Source organism: Vibrio sp. GJ43-1 (genome assembly GCF_055808835.1).
On the sequence record NZ_CM147884.1, the window covers coordinates 1,715,785 to 1,733,903 of the forward strand.

The following is an 18,119-nucleotide window of genomic DNA, read 5'->3' on the forward strand; positions in this document are numbered from 1 at the left end:
AAGGTAATCACAATTAATGTTTGAAATATTTCTCGTTCTTGCAATGCTGGTCGGTTTGTTCTTTGTCGCGCTTAAATTTTTCGTTAAACAAGAAGATACCAAAACCTATCGATATAAAGCGAAAGGACCCATCTTATCGGCGCCTCAAACCGCATTTTATAATGCATTAAGAGAAGCGGTAGGCGAGCATGGGTTGATCCTTACGAAAGTCAACCTTTCCAATGTGGTTACACCGACCCAAACGGCCAATAAAAAACAGTGGTACATCGCCAACAACGTGATAGCAAAAAGCTACTTCGATTTTGTTATTTGTGACCCACGTACGCTGCAACCTCGCGTGGTGATTGAATACGATGATGGTCAAAAGTTGCACCAGGGGAAGATAGAACGTCAAAAACTAATTATACAAGTCTGTAAATCTGCGGAACTGCCGTTGATTGGTGCAAGTGTTAAAATGAGCTACCAAGTGAGTAAATTACGCCGCCTTATTGGAGCGCACATTGATCTTATCGAGCCAGAGAAAGAAGTTCGGTTCTGTAAACGTTGTGGTAGTCCAATGAACATCAAAACGGCAACGCAGGGCAATTTGAAAGGTCGTCGATTCTTCACCTGCAGTCGCCAGCCATTATGTCAGTACACAGAAAATTATAATGTTGTGTTTGAAGACGACCCTGAACGTCCTTAGTGACCACTGAGAAAATGGAAAAGAGTTGTATTTTCAGGGACAAAAGCACAAAAACAAAGCGAACTGGTGATATAAGCGCCAAACAACATCAAAAATACAAAAATGTGCTTGCACAGCCCAATATCTCTCGTTAATATCTTCCTCGTTCTAAGGAATAACGCCCGCTTAGCTCAGTTGGTTAGAGTACTTGCATGACATGCAAGGTGTCACTGGTTCGAGTCCAGTAGCGGGCACCAAATCCTTAAGTTTACCTTTTAGGTAAGCCGTTAACAGCGTAACAATATGCCCGCTTAGCTCAGTTGGTTAGAGTACTTGCATGACATGCAAGGTGTCACTGGTTCGAGTCCAGTAGCGGGCACCATATCTTTAAGTTTATCTTTAAGTTTATCTTTTAGGTTCGCGGTTAACAGCATAACAATTTGCCCGCTTAGCTCAGTTGGTTAGAGTACTTGCATGACATGCAAGGTGTCACTGGTTCGAGTCCAGTAGCGGGCACCAAATTCAATACAAAAAAGCCCACTTTATGTGGGCTTTTTTGTATCTGCAGAATCGTTGATATCAGACCATTCTTTCGGTATATAAAAAGCGGGCAATCGTGCTGGCTTAGTTCTTTTCCCTTGTCGCCACTGCTTGAGTTGATTGACATAAGTTAGGATGTGCGCGACGGCGACAAATAATTGGTTCGGTACCATTTGGTCTATTTGTGTGGTGCGATAAATTGCGCGCGTCAGTTCAGCACTTTGTATGACTTCTACATGATGCTTCGTTGCTAATTTCTTGATATAAATCGCGACATCGTCTCTACCTTTCGCCACGACGAAAGGCGCTTCTGCCTGCGATAGGTCATAGATCAGAGCGACAGCGTAATGCGTTGGGTTGACCAAAATGACGTTAGCTTTAGGCACTCTCTCATTGGCATTTCTTTTTGCGTTCTGTATTTGAATTTGTCGAATGCGCGCTTTGACTTCGGGTCTCCCTTCTTGCTCTTTGTGCTCATCCTTCACTTCTTGCTTAGTCATTTTCATTTGCTTGGTAAACTCGTGGCGTTGGTAAGGGAAATCTAACAAGCCAAATAGCAACACGAGAAAAAGTAGATAGCTTAAGTACTCTACGGTAATGGAAGAGATGGAAAGTACGACTGTATCAAAATGCGATCCAATTAAATTGGTAATAACAGAGATGTAGCGAGAAATTACCCAGTACAAAAGGGTGAAGAATAGCGTGACCTTAACGCTGTTTTTCGCCAGTTCAACCAGAGATTGGCTGGAGAATATGCGTTTCAACCCTTTAATGGGGCTTATTTTTTCAAACTTCGGTACCAATAAGGAAGGGCTAAAAACCCATCCACCAAGCAATGTAGAACCAATTACCGCAGCGATAGCCTGATAAATTAACAAGGGGAAAAAGAGCATAATCATGCCAAACAAAGCACTGCCGAGTAGCTCTATAGCGGAAATAGGCTGGTGGATGTCATTAATGGTAAACTGGAAGCATGCTAAGAATAACTCGACGAATGTCTGTTTAATGGTTTCTAGGCTCGCAATATAGTAGCCAACGACGCAAATCAGTGTGACGGAGGATACGAACTCTTTAGCACGGGGTATTTGCCCTTCATTGCGTGCTTTATTGAGTTTGTGGTGACTGGGTTGTTCGCTTTTATCGCCAGAATCTTGATTGTCAGCCATTGGGTAGCCTTAGCATATAAAGCAAATGGTCGTTGAGCTCAATGACCAGATCGAAGTAATGGTCTCCAATCCCTGTCAATGAAGCCATCAGAGCAAAGAGTCCAAGTAACATTGTCATTGGAAACCCTAGAGCGAAAACGTTCAGTGCTGGTGCTGCTTTATTCATTAGACCAAAAGTAATATTACTAAGTAGCATTACAACAATTGCAGGTACCGCAACGAGTAAGCCGGTTGCGAACATCCATGACACCATTTTAAGTACATATTCTATGCTGTTGAATGGAAAAACTGAGTCCAGAGGCCAAAAGTGAAAGCTTTGTTTAAAGACGTAAAGGATAACAAGGTGGGCGTCTAAGGACAGAAAAAGTAACATAGCAGTGATAAACATAATTCTTCCAATAATCGCAATGCTCACACCATTGGCCGGATCATTCATGACAGCCATTGCCAGCCCCATTTGCATAGAAATGGCTTGTCCTGCCACTGAAAAGATAGTGAAAAATATCATTACGGCGAAGCCAATTAAAAATCCGAAAATTAACTGATATAAGGTAAAGATAAGGGTGTCGATTGAAAATGGGTTAAACGCGGGAACATGGTGAATAAGAGGCGCGAGCAATAAGGAAAAGAGGAAGGCAAACAGTACTTTTACGCGAACCGGAATAACCTTATCTCCAAAAAACGGCGCGATAATAAATAGCCCGGTTAACCGAACAAAGGGCCACCATAATATGCCGAGCCACTGAGTTATGTCGGTAAACGTCACGGTCATAACATTAGCCAATTTCACTTGGAATGGCGGTAAAAACGAAGATAAAAAGGTCGCTGATTTCTTGAATTAGCCAGTGGCCTGCCAAAATAATGGAGAGTAATGTCACCAAAAGTCGCGGTAAAAAGCTCAATGTTTGCTCGTTGACTTGTGTTACCGCTTGGAAAATAGCCACAACTAAACCAACAATTAAGCTTGGTAAAATGAGCACAGAAACCATTAAAATAATGACCCAAATAGCTTGGCTAACGAGTGTGACAGCTTGTTCTGGGCTCATGCGCTAATCCAAAAGCTACTCGCCAAGCTGCCCATTAATAGGCCCCAACCATCCACTACAACAAAAATAAGCAGTTTAAAAGGAAGCGAAACAATCAGTGGTGATAGCATCATCATCCCCATGGACATGAGTACCGAGGCGACAACCAAATCTATGACCAAAAATGGCAAAAACAGCATAAACCCAATCTGAAAAGCAACTTTGAGTTCGCTAAGTAAATAAGCGGGGAGCAAAATGAGAAACGGAATCTCCTTGTCAGTGGCCAGTGTTGATTCACCAGCAATTTTTGTCACTTGCTCTAACGCTTTACGTTGAGTTTGATCCAACATATATCGGCGTAATGGGACCTCTGCAATCGCAATAGACTGTTCCAGCGTAATTTCATCTTGAGAGTAAGGGAGGTACGCTTTATCGTAGATCGAAGTCCAGACGGGTCGCATGATCAGCAAGGTGAAAATGAGGGCAATTCCGACCAACACTTGATTGGGAGGCGTTTGTTGTAAGCCCAATGCTTGTCGAAGTATCGCAAGAACAATGACGATGCGGGTAAAACTGGTGCACATGATGACGAATGCAGGAACAAAACTTAACATCGTCATTAGGATTAAGATCTGCAATTTGACGCTGTATTCATTCCCTTCGGAGGTTTGAGATTCGGTAAGAATGGTCAGCGCTTCAGCATGCACTGTATTCGGCATTAGGGCGAGCGATGCGCCTGCGATAAAGTATATGAGTATCATCATCCTTGAAGGTACCTGCGTTACTGGATTGGTTTCTTCGTGATACTAAGCAGCCTGACACCGTACTGACCATTTTTGGCGACAATTTCTCCTGTGCCAAACGCTGTACCGTTAATTTTAATATCAACAGGCTCACCTTCGTGTTTCTCTAGCATAATGACATCGCCAGATTTTAGGCTGAGTAGTTCGTCTAGGATCAACGTTTTCCTCGCTACTTCAACGGTTATGTCGACAGGAATGCTCTTCAGTAGCGTGACGTTATTAATGCTTTGATACGACGAAGTTTCTGGTTCATCGTCTTCGAGATCATCAAGATCTAAGTCGCCTAAATCGGGAAGTTCATCATGCAGATTTAAATCGTCAGTGGACATAGTATTACCCTCGTGCGTGTTATCGTTTGCCTCGTGCCTGTTATTGTTAGCCATCAATAATTACTCCTAATTCAGAGTCAATAGCTTGTATTTTCCCAATAAACGTCGGTTGACCATTGACTTTAACCTGTAAGGTTTTACAAAGAGTGAGTGGGATGAAATGCCCCGGTTTAAGCTGTGATACCTCATGCATCGAGTACTGTCCCTTCATCAGCACGCAGCCTAATTCCACGGGTTGATAACGTAACGTGTTTAAAATTTCATCACTATCGAAGCTTTCGTCGTTGTTAAGTAGCGAACGAAGTTTTTTAACGTATTTGCTGTCAATCATGATGGTGATAACAGCCTCACATCCATCGAAATTGAAAGTCACAGAGACGCCAATATCAGAAGGTGGATGATCAGTGTGTTCCACCGCATAATGCCCAGCATCTGCAGTGAGAATGTTGGTAATTGCCATGGCAAGTTTTTGGAATAATCTGTGATGGGTTTGAGTGAGGACTAGTGGCACCTTCTTATTTTTTTTTGTGTTTTGAGGAGCATGATTATTTAAATGTTGGTGCAGTAATAAGTCGATGGTCTCGGGGGCAGTGTAGAAAAAAACATGACCAAATTCTTCGATATGCAAAACGGTTTGAATGTCGTCTTTGGAAGCGCTAGACGCTGAGGCAAAGTGCGTGCGTACGTGTTTTCCCGAGAAGTTAAATTTAAAAACATCCACGAGTTCATTAGAGAAGTGACTCGTATGTTTAAGCAAAAACTTACGCATTTTTAAATTGGGATTACCAAATTCAGTCAACGATATTTTATTCATGTCAAGTCCATATTGCTTGTTTTTTGACGCGGTCTCAAGTTTGACACGTCGATTATTCCTAACTATAGGTTATAGCAACCTCATTTCAATGTGGTTTGATTAGGAATTGAGGATGAGTGGTAATAACAATAAGGGTCTGAGTGCATATTGTGCAACAGTGACCTGAGAAGGCTAGGATATGATTCACTTAGACAAAGCATTGGGCGTGCATCCTGAAGTGGTGCAGTTTCGATTAGACCGAGCCGCGGTGTTAAGTTCAAACATTGCCAATGTAGATACACCAAACTACAAAGCAATGGATCTTACGTTTAACGCTGTTTTAAGCGGAATTGGTTCGACCAAAGCATGGGCTATGGACAGCAGCATGCAATATCGCATACCCGTTCAACGAACCCGCGATGGCAATACCGTTGAGTTGGAAACGGAGCAGGCTCGCTTTGCCAAAAATGTGATGGACTATCACCAAAGTTTGGCATTTTTACAATCAAAGATTAATGGCTTGAAGTCAGCGATTAAAGGGCAATAGTTACCGACTTTCGTACGGGTGTCGATTCGTACTCGAGGTACTCAGTAAAAGCGACGATTATGTTAAACGACTAAGGTAGGGAAACCATGTCATTTTTAGGGATCTACGAAACGGCTGGCTCAGCAATGAGTGCGCAAACCGTTCGGTTAAATACCATTTCTAGTAACCTTGCGAATGCAGATTCTGTATCTGGCGATCCGGCTAAGGTCTATAAACCCCTTAAACCTATATTTTCAGCGATTTATAACCAGTTCGATGCACAAGAATCTCATCGTAATGGTGTCGTGCCCATTCGAATTGCCGATGTGGTAGAAGTCTCCTCCATGATGGAAGGGCGTTATGAGCCAAATAATCCATTATCTAACCCAGAAGGCTACGTTTACTACTCTGGAATCAATGTAGTGAATGAGATGGCCGACATGATCTCCGCGACACGCTCTTTTGAAGCGAGCGTCGAAGTGCTAGGGAATGTTAAGTCAATGCAGCAATCGTTAATGGGCTTGTGGCGTAACTAGTCGCTTGAGACTTTAAGACTTTAAGACCTTGAGACCTTGAGACCTTAAGACCTTAAGACTTTGACAATAACCAAGGAATGGCAGATGACAACCATTAATGGCGCGGCGCAGGCAACCACTATCGAATCGGCATCAACATCGCCACCACAAAGTAACCCGAACAGCGCAGGGGCGCTGAAGAATGAATTTATTACCTTGATGGTGGCTCAGATTGAAAATCAAGATCCGTTGAATCCCACAGACGGTACGGAATATGTGGCGCAACTGGCACAGTTTTCTCAAGTGGAAAGCTCTGAGAATTTGGTGCAGCTTATGCAAGCGAATACGACGATGTTGGATAATTTGCAGGTGCTGAGCACCGCCGCGTTAGTGGACAAAACGGTGACGGTTAAAAGTGACCAACTTATTGCTTCATCGAGCAGCCGCCATCAGGGGTATTTGGATCTCACCCTTTCCTCGAACAATGTGACAATTGAGCTTATCGATGCCGTCGGCAATGTAAAAGCGTTACCACTGGGCGCTCATCCAGCAGGTCGAGTGGACTACGCCTTTGACGCCGATAATTTGGGTTTAAATGGCGTGTACCAGATGCGAGTGCAATTGGATCAGGGGCAGGAATATCAACCTGCAATTTACCAACAAGGTAAAGTTCAACAAGTCACTACACCCTTGGTCGGGGGAACGAGTCAGATAGACGTGACGGGAGTGGGGCAAGTTGCGTTTTATGATGTGGCAGCGTTTGCTCAGTAGATTGGTTATTGATTTGAGTAACAGTAACGGAGTAATCGAGGAAATTAGTCAATTTTAGGTTTGGTCTTTGACCAATATTTGTAAGTAAGGTGATGGCTGTCGTTCTCCACGAGATGATGTCTGGGTGGAGATAGCCTCTTTTAAGATGAAGAGGAAGGCACAATGAGTTTTAGTATTGCATTGAGTGGGCTAAATGCCTCGAACTCAGAGCTAAATAGTATATCCAATAATATTGCGAACGTATCCACCACGGGGTTCAAAGAATCACGAACAGAGTTTGCGTCTGTTTATAGTGGTAGTGAAGCGGGTGGTGTTGAAGTGGTCGGCGTATCGCAAAACTTTGAAAAAAGTGGCACGGTGACAGGGACCGGACGCTCGTTAGATATGGCACTGTCTGGTAACGGTTTCTTTGTTCTAGAAGACAGCAAAGGGCAAACCTTGTATACGCGCTCTGGTATATTCAACATGAATGCCGATGGCATGATTACCGCCAATAACGGTGGGTCATTACAAGGTTATTCCGTTGATGCCAATAACAATTTATTGCTTGGCTCGGTCGGCACGGTTCAAATCAGTACCGCATCCTTACAAGCTAAGGAGTCGGACAGCGTCGAGTTTGTCGCTAATCTAGATGCCAGAGAGGCCGCGCCAGTATTGGCTTTCGACTATAGCGACTCGTCAACTTACAACCATTCTTATACCACGCCCGTTTATGACTCCTTAGGTAATCCTCACACTATGAGCCAGTACTTTGTGAAAACGGCTGCCAACGATTGGCAGGTGCACGTATTGGTTGATGGCCAAGCCATTGATGGTACAGATAACTTAGTCCCCGCAGGGGCTCCAACGGCAACCGACAATGCAACGTTTTCGTTTAACGCTGATGGTACCATTGATGCAACAGGCACCACAGTGTATCCGATTACATTCAACCCTGCGAATGGCGCCAACAGCGTGACGGTTAATGTTGATTTGTCATCGGTCACGCAATATGGCAGTGATTTCGTCGTATCCAAAAATAGCCCCAATGGTTACACCTCGGGTGATTATGCCAGTGTGCGAATGGAAAACGACGGTCGTATTTTTGCAACTTACACCAACGGGCAATCTCAGTTGCAGGGCCAAGTGGTGCTTGCCAACTTTGCATCGCCTCAAAACCTCATTAAGACAAGTGATACCGCTTGGCTGCAAAGCTTTAGTTCTGGGACTCCGGTATTGGGAACCGCAGGCAGTGGCGTGTTCGGTGACTTAACGTCAGGGGCGCTAGAGGGCTCAAATGTTGATCTCACTTCAGAGTTAGTGGCGTTAATGACAGCGCAGCGTAACTATCAAGCCAACACGAAATCGATATCGACGTCTGATCAGCTCACCCAAGCACTTTTTAACGTGGTGTAGATTATGAACCCCATTTTATTTAGTGCCGCCAAAGGGGCTGAACGAACCATGTTGGCTCAGCATGTTCGAGCCAACAATTTGTCCCATGCCGACACCATTGGTTTTAAAGCCTTGATGGAGCATTCGACCCCAATGAAGTTGGAGGGGTCGGGCTTTTTAACTTCAGTGACATCGCGTAGTAATTCCGCCATTAATAATTTTGCTCAGGGCGAAGATATTCGCACTGAGCGGCCACTGGATGTCGCCATTAATGGTGAAGGGTTCTTTGCGCTGCAAGGGCTAGAAGGCGAGCCTAATGAATTGTATACACGAGCGGGAAACTTTCGCTTGGATGGCGCAGGGCAATTATATCTTGGTGAGCGACGGGTGATGTCTACCGATGGCCCGATGATCTTTCCTGATTTTGAGTTTGTCAGTGTGAGCGAAAATGGGTTGGTATCTGTCACGCCTATTGGCGGAGAAGCGTCGTTGGAAGTGGGTTCATTAAAAATGGTGAAGCCAGATACGGCCGATATGACGATGCATGCCAGTGGTCACTTTGTTGCCAAAAATGGCGAAGAACTCGATGAAGACTTTACCGTTCTGGTTCGCTCCGGTTATTTAGAAGCGAGTAACGTGTCAAGTTTGGAAGAACTGGTCAGCATCATGTCATTAACTAGGCAGTATGAAATGCAAATTGAAGTTATGGCATCTGCGGATGAAATTGCTCAAATTGGCAATCAGTTACTTAAGGCTTAAGGAAGATTGATATGCACAGCGCATTATGGATATCTAAAACAGGGATGGCGGCTCAAGATGCAAAAATGACCGCTATTTCCAACAATTTAGCGAACATCAATACGGTTGGTTTTAAGCGAGACCGCGTCGTGTTTGAAGACCTATTTTATAGCGTGGACAAACAAGCAGGAACGGAAACCAGCGAACTCAATGAACACCCAACAGGGGTGCAATTAGGTAACGGTGTGCGTGTGGTTGGCACAGAGAAAGTCTTCACGCAAGGCAGTATTCAAAATACTAATCAGCAGTTTGATCTTGCCATTTTGGGTGATGGTTTTTTCCAAATAGAAAATGCTGATGGAGAGTTACTTTACACCCGAAACGGGCAATTTCATGCTAATTCAGATGGTCAACTGGTGAATACGCAAGGTTATCCGCTGATCCCTGAAATCATTATTCCACCAGAAGCCACCTTAGTCAGTATTACCGCCGATGGTGTCGCAACGGCAACGATTCCGGGGCAAGTTAATCAAGAGGCTTTAGGGCAAATTACCATCGTGAAATTTATGAACCCTGCTGGTCTTTCAGCGCAGGGGGGCAATTTATTTTTAGAAACAGAAGGCTCGGGTGAAGCGGTAGAGCTAGTCGCTGGGACCGAAGGCTCTGGGCAGCTAAAGCAGGGCGCACTCGAAGGCTCCAATGTTCAAGTTGTCGAGGAGATGGTAGACATGATTGCGACGCAAAGAGCGTATGAAATGAGCGCAAAAATGGTCAGTGCCGCCGATGAAATGCTGCAATACATTGCGCAGCAAGCGTAGATAGCTCAGTAAAGGTGAAGATACGGTTAGGGATGATTACGATGCGACAGACGCAAGTTGTCAATGTAAAGAATGGCCTTGTTCATGTGTTGGTAGCTCAGAGTGAGGCCTTAATCAGACAAGGTTGCACGACATTGTTGATGGCTATTTTAGCTCTGATGGTAATGGGAATCAGTGGTTGTGCTGGGCGCTCTGATGATTTTATTCCCCCTTCTCCTAATGACGAAGCCTATGCGCCACCAAAGCTTGATTATAATGTGACGCGAGTAAGCAAAGGCAGCCTTTATACGGGGACTACCGCCATGACGTTATTTCAAGATCGTCGAGCTTATCGAGTTGGGGACATATTAACCGTCGTTTTAGATGAAAAAACCGAATCAGACAAAAGTGCTTCCACACAGTTTGGTAAGGACTCCAATGTCACTGTCTCGGCACCAACATTGGGCACAACCGTTTACGACGAAGGGACGGTGGCGCTAGATGCCAGTCGTGACTTTGATGGCGCAGCTGCAACGTCACAGGGTAACAGGCTAACGGGCTCTATTACCGTAACCGTCTACGATGTATTACCCAACGGTGTACTTAGAGTACGGGGAGAGAAGTGGCTGAAATTAAACCAAGGCGACGAGTATATTCGTCTTACTGGGAACGTTCGTGTCGATGATATTCAAGCCAATAACACCCTGTCTTCACAGCGAATCGCTGATGCACGCATTACCTATGCCTAGGTCGAGGAACGTTTGCGGACAGTAATACCGCAGGTTGGCTCACTCAATTTTTCACTTCACCTTGGATGCCGTTTTAATGGAAGTCATACGCTCACTTCGCTGGTGTTGTGATAAAAGCATTGATGCTTGGCTCTTCCCCTGTGCGTGTCTAGCCAACTGGTTTAGCTTGGTGGCACTTGTGCTGTGTTTATTGCCGTTAACGGTTTATGGCGCTCGACCTATCGCTGAAATATCAGTGGTGTACGGCGACAGGCAAAACCAGTTAATTGGTTATGGGTTAGTCGTTGGGCTTGATGGATCCGGGGATAAGTCTCAGGTCAAATTCACTCAGCAATCGGTGGTGAATATGATCAAGCAGTTCGGTGTCCAGCTGGACGATGCGACCAACCCTAAATTGAAAAATGTGGCGGCGGTAAGTGTGACCGCGTCGGTTGAACCTCATATGGGAGCGGGTCAAACACTGACGGTGACCGCCTCATCACTAGGGGATGCGAAGAGCCTTCGTGGTGGCACATTATTACTTACGCCACTGCGCGGTATTGATGGCGAGGTCTATGCCGTCGCGCAGGGTAGCTTGGTGGTGGGAGGCTTTAATGCTACTGGAGAAAATGGCACGAGTGTCACCCGGAACACACCAACAGTGGGGCGAATTCCAAATGGCGCGACGCTTGAAAGAGAAATTACCTCAGGCTTTGATAGCGATCCCACGATTCGTTTGCAATTAAAACAACCCAATTATGAAACGGCGCTGAATATATCCAAGGTGATTAACCAAACCTTCGGCGGTCAGGTCGCTAAGGCGATAAATAAAGGGCAAGTGGAAGTATCTGCGCCACAAGATAGCGAAGACAGAGTGATGTTTGTGGCGATGATTCAGGCACTTGAAGTCGATGAAGGACGAAAGTTACCTAAGGTCGTCTTCAATTCACGAACGGGGACGGTGGTCATTAGTCAGAACGTCACGGTATCTGAGGCGGCGGTAAGCCAAGGAGGGATTACCGTGACGATATTGGAGTCAGAATCGGTGTCTCAGCCCGGAGGGGCATTCAATACCGCAGGGGAAACCGCCGTGGTTCAAAATAGCCAAATTACTATAGATGAAGAAGATGCGACGACGATGGTGTGGCCAAGGGGAACCAATTTACAAGAAATCGTGGATGCCATTAACAATATCGGCGCGTCTCCAGAAGCACTCATGCAAATATTACAAGCGCTTGATGAAGTTGGCGCGATAAATGGGGATTTGGTGGTGATCTAATGATTGATTCAACGGCCCTGACCAGTATAGCAAAGCACTCAATCGTAGAGCGTTTTGTCACCGCTAAAATAGCGGCTGATACAAACTCGAATCAGCAAGGGCAGGAAGGCGTGCCGCGGTTAACGCCTAGTGTGGCGGCGCAGAGTGCCGTTACCCCTAAGATAATAGTTAAGCAGAATATCGCTACGTCAACGGTCGTGAAACAAAACCCCATCGGATTGGCGACGCAAGACGCTTTTCAAAGCAGCGTCCAGCGTGCTGAACCATTTAGCTATCCACAATTACATAATCCATCTCCGCTGCCACACTCATCGGCACCTTCGCATCTTTATCTTGATAACGTCTCTCTCGCACAGTTGAAACATGACAATTCACAGCAGGGGCTGATTGCCGCCGCACAACAATTTGAAGCGCTGTTCTTGCAGCAAATGCTGAAAAGAATGCGCGCCGCAAGTGAAGTGCTTAGTGACGATGACAACCCTCTTTCAATCAAATCAGCAGGCATGTTTCAAGAAATGCGAGATGCACAACTGGCACAGCAAATCAGTCAACAATCTTCTTTCGGTTTAGCAGAAATGATTTATAAGCAGTTGTCGGCTCAGGTGCCAGATTTAGGCGTTCAGGTATCCAACACTAAACAAAAGACATCGCAGTTTATGAGTGTAAATGAGATGACACTCGCTAAGGAGCAAGAATAATGGGATTGGTGAATATAGGGTTAAGTGGTGTGTTGGCAAATCGTGTTGCTCTTAATACCACCGCGCAAAATACAGCCAACGTGAATACACCGGGTTACAGTCGGCAGATTGTCAATTTTGACGCCACTTCCTCTGGTAATTTCGTTAACGGAATGAATCTTGGGGCGGGAGTGGAAGTGAACGGTATTCTAAGAATTGCTGAACAGTCCACCACCAATCGATTAAGAGAAGCAACCGAGTCATCCCAGTATACGCAGACCTATTACAGTGGATTATCGAGCTTAGAAAATCTGTTAGGAGCCGATGGACTCAGCTTAACTCAAGGATTGAATCAATTCTTTGCTGCAATTGATGAAGCCAGTGTCGCGCCGGAAAGCTTGGCATTTCGTCAACAGGTATTAACCAACGCGGACGCGTTGACACAACAATTTAATTCCATCTATTCACAGCTAAATCAGCAAGAAGCCGCACAATCTGAACGTTATAGCGCTGTAATAATGGATGTAAACAGCCAGTTAGAGAGCATTGCGAAGCTAAACCAAAAACTGCAAGAAGACGCCTTACTTGGAAAAAACGTGGCGGGTTTGCAAGATGCCATGGATAAGCATCTAAATGAATTGGCAACATCGGTTGATATTCAAGTGATTTATATGGAGTCAGGTGGCGTTGAAGTCTCCACCCCTAATGGTCAACCTTTGGTGATTGGTGGTTTTTCTGGTTCATTAGCAAGGGATTTATCTAATGGGGATCCGTATAGCACAGATTTGACGCTGTCTTTCCAATCCATGACCTCCTCAGTGGACGCTTCTTTAGGTGGAGAGCTTGGCGCCATGGAGCGCCTGAAGCAATTGCAGTTTGAACCGATTAAAGCCACGCTCAACGATTTAGCGCTAGGCTTTGCTGGTGGTGTTAATTCTGTTCTCAATGCTGGGTTTGATCTTAATGGCTCGGTGGGTCGAGACCTATTTACCTATACTGCAGCGGAAGCGAAGCGGCGTCATTGGCCATTGATTCGACGCTGTCGGCGCAACATCTCGCTTTTTCATCGGATCCTTCCGTAGTCGGTAACGGCGATACCCTGAAGTCACTATCTCAGTTGTCGCAAACGACGTTAAGCAATGGGTCCGTTGTCGGACAAACGCCTTATAGCGCTTATTCGGGTTTGTTGGGACAAATAGGGATATTTACTCGACAGGCAGAAAGTGAAGCGAGCGCTGCGCAGATCAGTCTAGAGGATGCCCAAGTGGTACGCGACAGTCTAAGTGCGGTTAATTCTGATGAAGAAGCCGCGAACATGATGCTTTACCTCAATGCGTATGAAGCCAACATGAAAGTGATTAGTACTGCCAATCAGATGTTTCAAACTCTTCTGCAGGCATTTTAGGAGCAAATGATGCGAGTGACAGATTCTCAATTTAATGCGGTGATGCAGCGTTCACTAATGGACAACAACATCAGGCTCAATAAAGTGTTTGAGCAAATGTCTACCGATGAAAAACTTAATCATTTGTCCGATGATCCTATCGCATCAGTGCGGCTAGAAGGGCTTAAAAAGACCATGTCGGACAACCAGCAGTACCAACGGAATATTGATAATGTCCAATCCCAGTTGACCCGTTACGAAACCAATGTGGATACACTGGAAGAGCTATCTCAGCAGGTTAATGAACTGTTGCTACAAGGGATAAACGGCACGCTAGACCAGCACAGCCGAGCAGGGATAGTCCTGGAGCTCAAATCGCTTAAGAGTGAAATGCTCACTACGTTAAATCAGTCAAACGACGGCAGTTTTTTGTTTTCTGGCACTGATATTTCAAACCCATCCATCGACATCCTCCCTCCTTATACCATGAACACGAATGGTGATTATAGAGAGACTAAAGTCGGCGATGACCAATACGTGGCGAATAATATTACCGTCAGCGATGTGATTGGCAGTAGCGCCATTTTTACCGATTTAGACAACGCAATCGCTGAATTAGAAGTACCGTCGGCGACATTTATTCCCACGATGAAAAGCGCGATTGATAGTAATCAATCACTTCATCAAAACGTGTTATTGACGCTCACTGACATAGGCAGCCAATACAACTCTTTGGATAGGCTGAAAGAAACCAGTATCGACATGGTGTTTTTTGCTGAAACAGTAAAAACAGAACTAGAGGCGTTGGATTACGCTCAAGCATCGGTGGAACTGAATCAAAGTATGATCGCCTTAGAGGCGACACAAAAGACCTTTATTCAGATTGCTGGTATCTCATTATTTGATTTGATTTGATCTTACATGGGGCGAAGGATGCGCAGAGCGGGTGAAATAAACAGTAATAATTTGATGGTGACTAGCCAAACACTAGGGCTAGTCCTGTTACTTATTGGGTTTTCAGCTCAGGTATTTGCACAGCGATATATTGTCCCGTTTGATAGTGTTCAATGGCGTCATGGACAAGACGTCGATCGCTGCACTTTACAATCGAGCGATCCACATACTGGCTTTGATGTTCAGTTTGTTGTCATCGCCGCCCAGCCACTTCAGATTAGAGTGGAGCGGCAAAGTGGTCGAGCGCTTCCTACTTCTACCTCGTTTAATACCACGAAACCAGTATGGGCAAACGCAACAGGTTATGCCACCACAACGATTGAGGATGTGGAGCTAGAAGGGAGCACCTTGATTGCCAGTCATGGCGCGGCTTATATGCTAGAAGATATGACACGCGGCGCCTGGTTTAACATCAATGCGATGGATTTTGACGTCTATTTCCCGACCACCAATTTTAAACCAGCGTTGCAAGCCTTCAATCAATGCCAACGCGAATTACCAGCCGTGAATTTTCAGCATGCCCGACGTGTTGAATTGCAGTTCAAAGAAGGGGCAATGACGCTCACAGAGCAGCAAAAAAACATGATAGACGACATCAGCACATTAATAAAAAAAGACAACGCCATCGTTAAGGTGCTCATTGACGGTTATACCGACAACACAGGAGACTCGGTCAGCAACTTGCAGGTCGCGAAACAAAATGGCTCGGACGTCGCGCAGTGGTTTGTCGAAAACGGTGTATCGAAAGCCATGTTAGAGATCCGAGGGCATGGCGATCGTTACCCTAAATATGACAACGCAACGCGAGAAGGACGAGAGAAGAATCGCCGAGTAGAAATTCGCTTAGTACGTAAATAAGTGAGTACGTAAACAGGTTAGTAAGTAAATAGATTGGTAGATAAATAGATGGTTAGGTAAATAGATTCGTGCCGCATAACAATACGCGAGATAACAGGCAGTAGGAGACCGAGCAATGGATAAAATCAGTGTAATGGAATTACAGCAACAGTTAGTCGGGAAAATGGAAGTCCGGCAGCAAGTTGCAACCAATCCATTGTCTAATCAACCCATATCCTCACCCTTTGTTCATGGTGTGTCAGGGCAATCATTGTCAGATGTTAACCCCATATCGCAAGGGTCATTGGAATTTGGTCAGGCATTGAAAGGGGTGTTAGATACCGTTAATCAATACCAATCACATGCATCTGAAAAAGTCACCGCGGTTGACCTTGGGAAAAGTGATGATCTTATCGGTGCCACCGTTGCAGCGCAAAAAGCTCAGCTCTCTTTTAATGCACTCATGCAAGTGAGAAATAAAATGGTGTCAAATTTTGAAGACATCATAAAGATGCCAATTTAGCAAAGGGGAACGGCAATGGCAGCAGAACTGGAAAGTAAGCTTAGCATTGACCAACGAGATGGGGGCGGCAAAAGTGCAGCTGGGCAAAATCTCAGGGTGGGTGGCCGGATTTTGGAAAAGCTCTCAACGTAATGTCATTATTATTACTATTTTTGCGACCATTACCGCCGCGATTATTGTCATTATGCTTTGGACGTCAGCGGAAAGGTTTCGTCCTCTCTATAGTCAATCGGCAAATTACGACTCTAGCCAAGTGCTGCAAATGCTTGATGAAGAGTCGATTAAATATCAGTTAAGCCAGGATGATGGTCAGATACTCGTCCCGGAGCGGGATGTGGCAAAAATACGCATGGTATTAGCGTCGAAAGGGTTGAAAGAGCAGCTTCCAAGCGGGTTTGAGTCGCTCGACAACTCAAAGAGTCTTGGTGAAAGTCAGTTTATGGAAAGTGCCCGCTATCGTCATGCGCTGGAAGGTGAACTCGCCCGCAGTATTTCCACTATGAGCGCTGTGAGTTTAGCCAGAGTGCATTTGGCGATACCCAAAGAAAGCCTATTCATGCGTGAAGAGGCAGAGCAGCCAAGAGCATCAGTCATTGTGCATATTATTAATGGTATGGATTTAAAACCTGCTCAAGTAGAGTCGGTGATTAATCTCGTGTCTGGAGCGGTGATTGGTTTGAAATCGGAACACGTTAGGGTGATAGACCAACACGGCCGTTTATTGTCAAACGACGCCACCGTAGGTGACATTACCGTGACCACGGGTAAGCAGACCGATTATAAACGCAACGTAGAGCGCACCTTGGTGGCTCAGGCAACCGATATGCTCACACCTATCTTAGGGGCGAGTAATTTTCGGGTTCAAATTGCCAGTGATATTGATTTCTCGAAGATAGAAGAAACGGAAGAGATTTACGCTGACCCTGTAGTGCGTAAAGAAACGCTGTTGAATGACGTGAATGAATCTTCAATGGCTCTCGGTATTCCAGGCGCACTAAGTAACACACCTCCGGTTACTGATGGAGAGCCACAACCCGATCCCAACGCCAAAGTGAACCGCAGTGAAACCTCTCGAGATTATGCGGTGAGTGGCAAAATTAGGCATACCCAACACCAGCAAGGTGTATTGAAAAAACTCTCAGTCTCGGTGGTGGTGAATGATATGGCGAATGGCGAACAAACGTGGACTGATGAAGAACTCACCAATATTGGAAATATTGTCCGTTCTGCGATTGGCTTTGAGGTTGAACGCGGTGACGTCATCCACATTACTCACTTTCCATTTGTTGTCGCGGCCGTACCCGATGCATTGAAAATACCGTGGTTTGAAAACACCAATATTATGCAGCCAATCAAATATTTATTAGGGGTGATGTTGAGTGGCCTCATGATTATGGTGGTGTTAAAACCCTTGGCTCAGTATTTAACAAAATCTGCCGAGCGAGAGGACCAACTCGCTGAAAATGTAGACTACGACAGTGATGTTATTACTAAGGAAGAGCGAGTTGCAGAAGTCGCACTGCAGTCAAAACTGGAAGCCTTAGGCATTGATGCCACAGGAATTAAGGCGCTGGATGATAACCTTCCATCTGCGGATAGCCCATTAGAGGTACAAATTAAACACCTTAAGTTAATCGCGAAAGAAGACCCCAATCGAGTGGCTGAAATATTACGCACCTGGATTCAAGCATAGAAG

General features: G+C 45.3%; 21 protein-coding genes, 3 tRNA genes and 1 pseudogene. 19 read left to right on the plus strand and 6 right to left on the minus strand.

Annotated elements, in window-relative coordinates:
- The first annotated feature begins 16 nt into the window (after positions 1–16).
- From AC0L66_RS08305 to AC0L66_RS08320, 4 genes are all read left to right on the plus strand, one after another.
- Entirely contained in the window at positions 17–685 is a 669-nt protein-coding gene (locus AC0L66_RS08305; protein WP_265673069.1) for a DUF2726 domain-containing protein, read from the plus strand.
- Positions 686–844: 159 nt separating this feature from the next.
- Positions 845–921: transfer RNA gene (locus AC0L66_RS08310), tRNA-Val, on the plus strand.
- A 48-nt stretch (positions 922–969) separates the two neighbouring features.
- Positions 970–1,046: transfer RNA gene (locus AC0L66_RS08315), tRNA-Val, on the plus strand.
- Positions 1,047–1,106: 60 nt separating this feature from the next.
- A tRNA-Val gene (locus AC0L66_RS08320) sits at positions 1,107–1,183 on the plus strand.
- Between the two features lie 23 nt (positions 1,184–1,206).
- Here AC0L66_RS08320 and flhB read toward each other — a convergent pair.
- The 6 genes from flhB to AC0L66_RS08350 are packed head-to-tail and all read right to left on the minus strand — an operon-like array spanning position 1,207 to position 5,341.
- Entirely contained in the window at positions 1,207–2,370 is a 1,164-nt protein-coding gene (flhB, locus tag AC0L66_RS08325) for a flagellar biosynthesis protein FlhB (protein WP_265673067.1), read from the minus strand.
- Complete coding sequence (gene fliR / locus AC0L66_RS08330; protein ID WP_265673066.1) at positions 2,363–3,142, minus strand: flagellar biosynthetic protein FliR; 780 nt, start codon at positions 3,140–3,142, stop codon at positions 2,363–2,365. The genes flhB and fliR overlap by 8 nt, the downstream gene beginning before the upstream one ends.
- A 4-nt stretch (positions 3,143–3,146) precedes the next feature.
- Positions 3,147–3,416, minus strand: coding sequence for a flagellar biosynthesis protein FliQ (gene fliQ, locus AC0L66_RS08335; protein ID WP_265673065.1), 270 nt, complete (start codon positions 3,414–3,416; stop codon positions 3,147–3,149).
- Positions 3,413–4,156 carry a flagellar type III secretion system pore protein FliP gene (gene fliP / locus AC0L66_RS08340; protein WP_473569203.1) on the minus strand — a complete coding sequence of 248 codons (744 nt, stop codon included), beginning with the start codon at positions 4,154–4,156 and terminating at the stop codon, positions 3,413–3,415. Before fliP ends, fliQ begins: the two co-directional genes overlap by 4 nt.
- A gap of 20 nt (positions 4,157–4,176) precedes the next feature.
- A complete protein-coding gene (locus tag AC0L66_RS08345; protein WP_265673063.1) occupies positions 4,177–4,527 on the minus strand; it encodes a FliM/FliN family flagellar motor switch protein in 351 nt (116 codons plus the stop codon).
- A 46-nt stretch (positions 4,528–4,573) separates the two neighbouring features.
- Positions 4,574–5,341: a FliM/FliN family flagellar motor switch protein gene (locus AC0L66_RS08350; RefSeq protein WP_473569091.1), complete on the minus strand. Its 768-nt coding sequence runs from the start codon at positions 5,339–5,341 to the stop codon at positions 4,574–4,576.
- Between the two features lie 178 nt (positions 5,342–5,519).
- Here AC0L66_RS08350 and AC0L66_RS08355 point away from each other — a divergent pair, with 178 nt between their 5' ends.
- From AC0L66_RS08355 to fliF, 15 genes and pseudogenes are all read left to right on the plus strand, one after another.
- Complete coding sequence (locus tag AC0L66_RS08355) at positions 5,520–5,867, plus strand: flagellar basal body protein (RefSeq protein ID WP_265673061.1); 348 nt, start codon at positions 5,520–5,522, stop codon at positions 5,865–5,867.
- 86 nt (positions 5,868–5,953) lie between these two features.
- Positions 5,954–6,382, plus strand: coding sequence for a flagellar basal body rod protein FlgC (gene flgC, locus AC0L66_RS08360; protein ID WP_265673059.1), 429 nt, complete (start codon positions 5,954–5,956; stop codon positions 6,380–6,382).
- Between the two features lie 84 nt (positions 6,383–6,466).
- Complete coding sequence (locus AC0L66_RS08365) at positions 6,467–7,132, plus strand: flagellar hook capping FlgD N-terminal domain-containing protein (RefSeq protein ID WP_265673058.1); 666 nt, start codon at positions 6,467–6,469, stop codon at positions 7,130–7,132.
- A 162-nt stretch (positions 7,133–7,294) separates the two neighbouring features.
- A complete protein-coding gene (flgE, locus tag AC0L66_RS08370; RefSeq protein ID WP_473569093.1) occupies positions 7,295–8,527 on the plus strand; it encodes a flagellar hook protein FlgE in 1,233 nt (410 codons plus the stop codon).
- 3 nt (positions 8,528–8,530) lie between these two features.
- Positions 8,531–9,265 (plus strand): flagellar basal body rod protein FlgF, encoded by a 735-nt coding sequence (locus AC0L66_RS08375; protein ID WP_473569095.1) that lies wholly within the window; start codon positions 8,531–8,533, stop codon positions 9,263–9,265.
- 11 nt (positions 9,266–9,276) lie between these two features.
- On the plus strand, positions 9,277–10,062 hold the full coding sequence (gene flgG, locus AC0L66_RS08380; RefSeq protein ID WP_265673055.1) for a flagellar basal-body rod protein FlgG: 786 nt from the start codon (positions 9,277–9,279) through the stop codon (positions 10,060–10,062).
- A 140-nt stretch (positions 10,063–10,202) separates the two neighbouring features.
- Positions 10,203–10,867 (plus strand): annotated as a pseudogene (gene flgH / locus AC0L66_RS08385) (flagellar basal body L-ring protein FlgH).
- Entirely contained in the window at positions 10,867–12,048 is a 1,182-nt protein-coding gene (locus tag AC0L66_RS08390; RefSeq protein ID WP_473569097.1) for a flagellar basal body P-ring protein FlgI, read from the plus strand. Before flgH ends, AC0L66_RS08390 begins: the two are co-directional and overlap by 1 nt.
- On the plus strand, positions 12,048–12,746 hold the full coding sequence (locus tag AC0L66_RS08395; RefSeq protein ID WP_473569098.1) for a rod-binding protein: 699 nt from the start codon (positions 12,048–12,050) through the stop codon (positions 12,744–12,746). The genes AC0L66_RS08390 and AC0L66_RS08395 overlap by 1 nt, the downstream gene beginning before the upstream one ends.
- Positions 12,746–13,807: a flagellar hook-associated protein FlgK gene (flgK, locus tag AC0L66_RS08400; protein ID WP_473569099.1), complete on the plus strand. Its 1,062-nt coding sequence runs from the start codon at positions 12,746–12,748 to the stop codon at positions 13,805–13,807. Before AC0L66_RS08395 ends, flgK begins: the two co-directional genes overlap by 1 nt.
- Positions 13,747–14,130 carry a flagellar basal body rod C-terminal domain-containing protein gene (locus tag AC0L66_RS08405; protein WP_473569100.1) on the plus strand — a complete coding sequence of 128 codons (384 nt, stop codon included), beginning with the start codon at positions 13,747–13,749 and terminating at the stop codon, positions 14,128–14,130. The genes flgK and AC0L66_RS08405 overlap by 61 nt, the downstream gene beginning before the upstream one ends.
- 6 nt (positions 14,131–14,136) lie before the next feature.
- The gene (locus tag AC0L66_RS08410; RefSeq protein ID WP_473569102.1) at positions 14,137–15,024 is read left to right on the plus strand and encodes a flagellin N-terminal helical domain-containing protein; all 888 of its coding nucleotides are present in this window, start codon (positions 14,137–14,139) and stop codon (positions 15,022–15,024) included.
- 18 nt (positions 15,025–15,042) lie between these two features.
- Entirely contained in the window at positions 15,043–15,921 is an 879-nt protein-coding gene (locus tag AC0L66_RS08415; RefSeq protein ID WP_265673048.1) for an OmpA family protein, read from the plus strand.
- Between the two features lie 115 nt (positions 15,922–16,036).
- Complete coding sequence (gene fliE, locus AC0L66_RS08420) at positions 16,037–16,423, plus strand: flagellar hook-basal body complex protein FliE (RefSeq protein WP_265673047.1); 387 nt, start codon at positions 16,037–16,039, stop codon at positions 16,421–16,423.
- Positions 16,424–16,469: 46 nt separating this feature from the next.
- Complete coding sequence (gene fliF / locus AC0L66_RS08425; protein WP_473569104.1) at positions 16,470–18,116, plus strand: flagellar basal-body MS-ring/collar protein FliF; 1,647 nt, start codon at positions 16,470–16,472, stop codon at positions 18,114–18,116.
- Positions 18,117–18,119 lie beyond the last annotated feature (3 nt).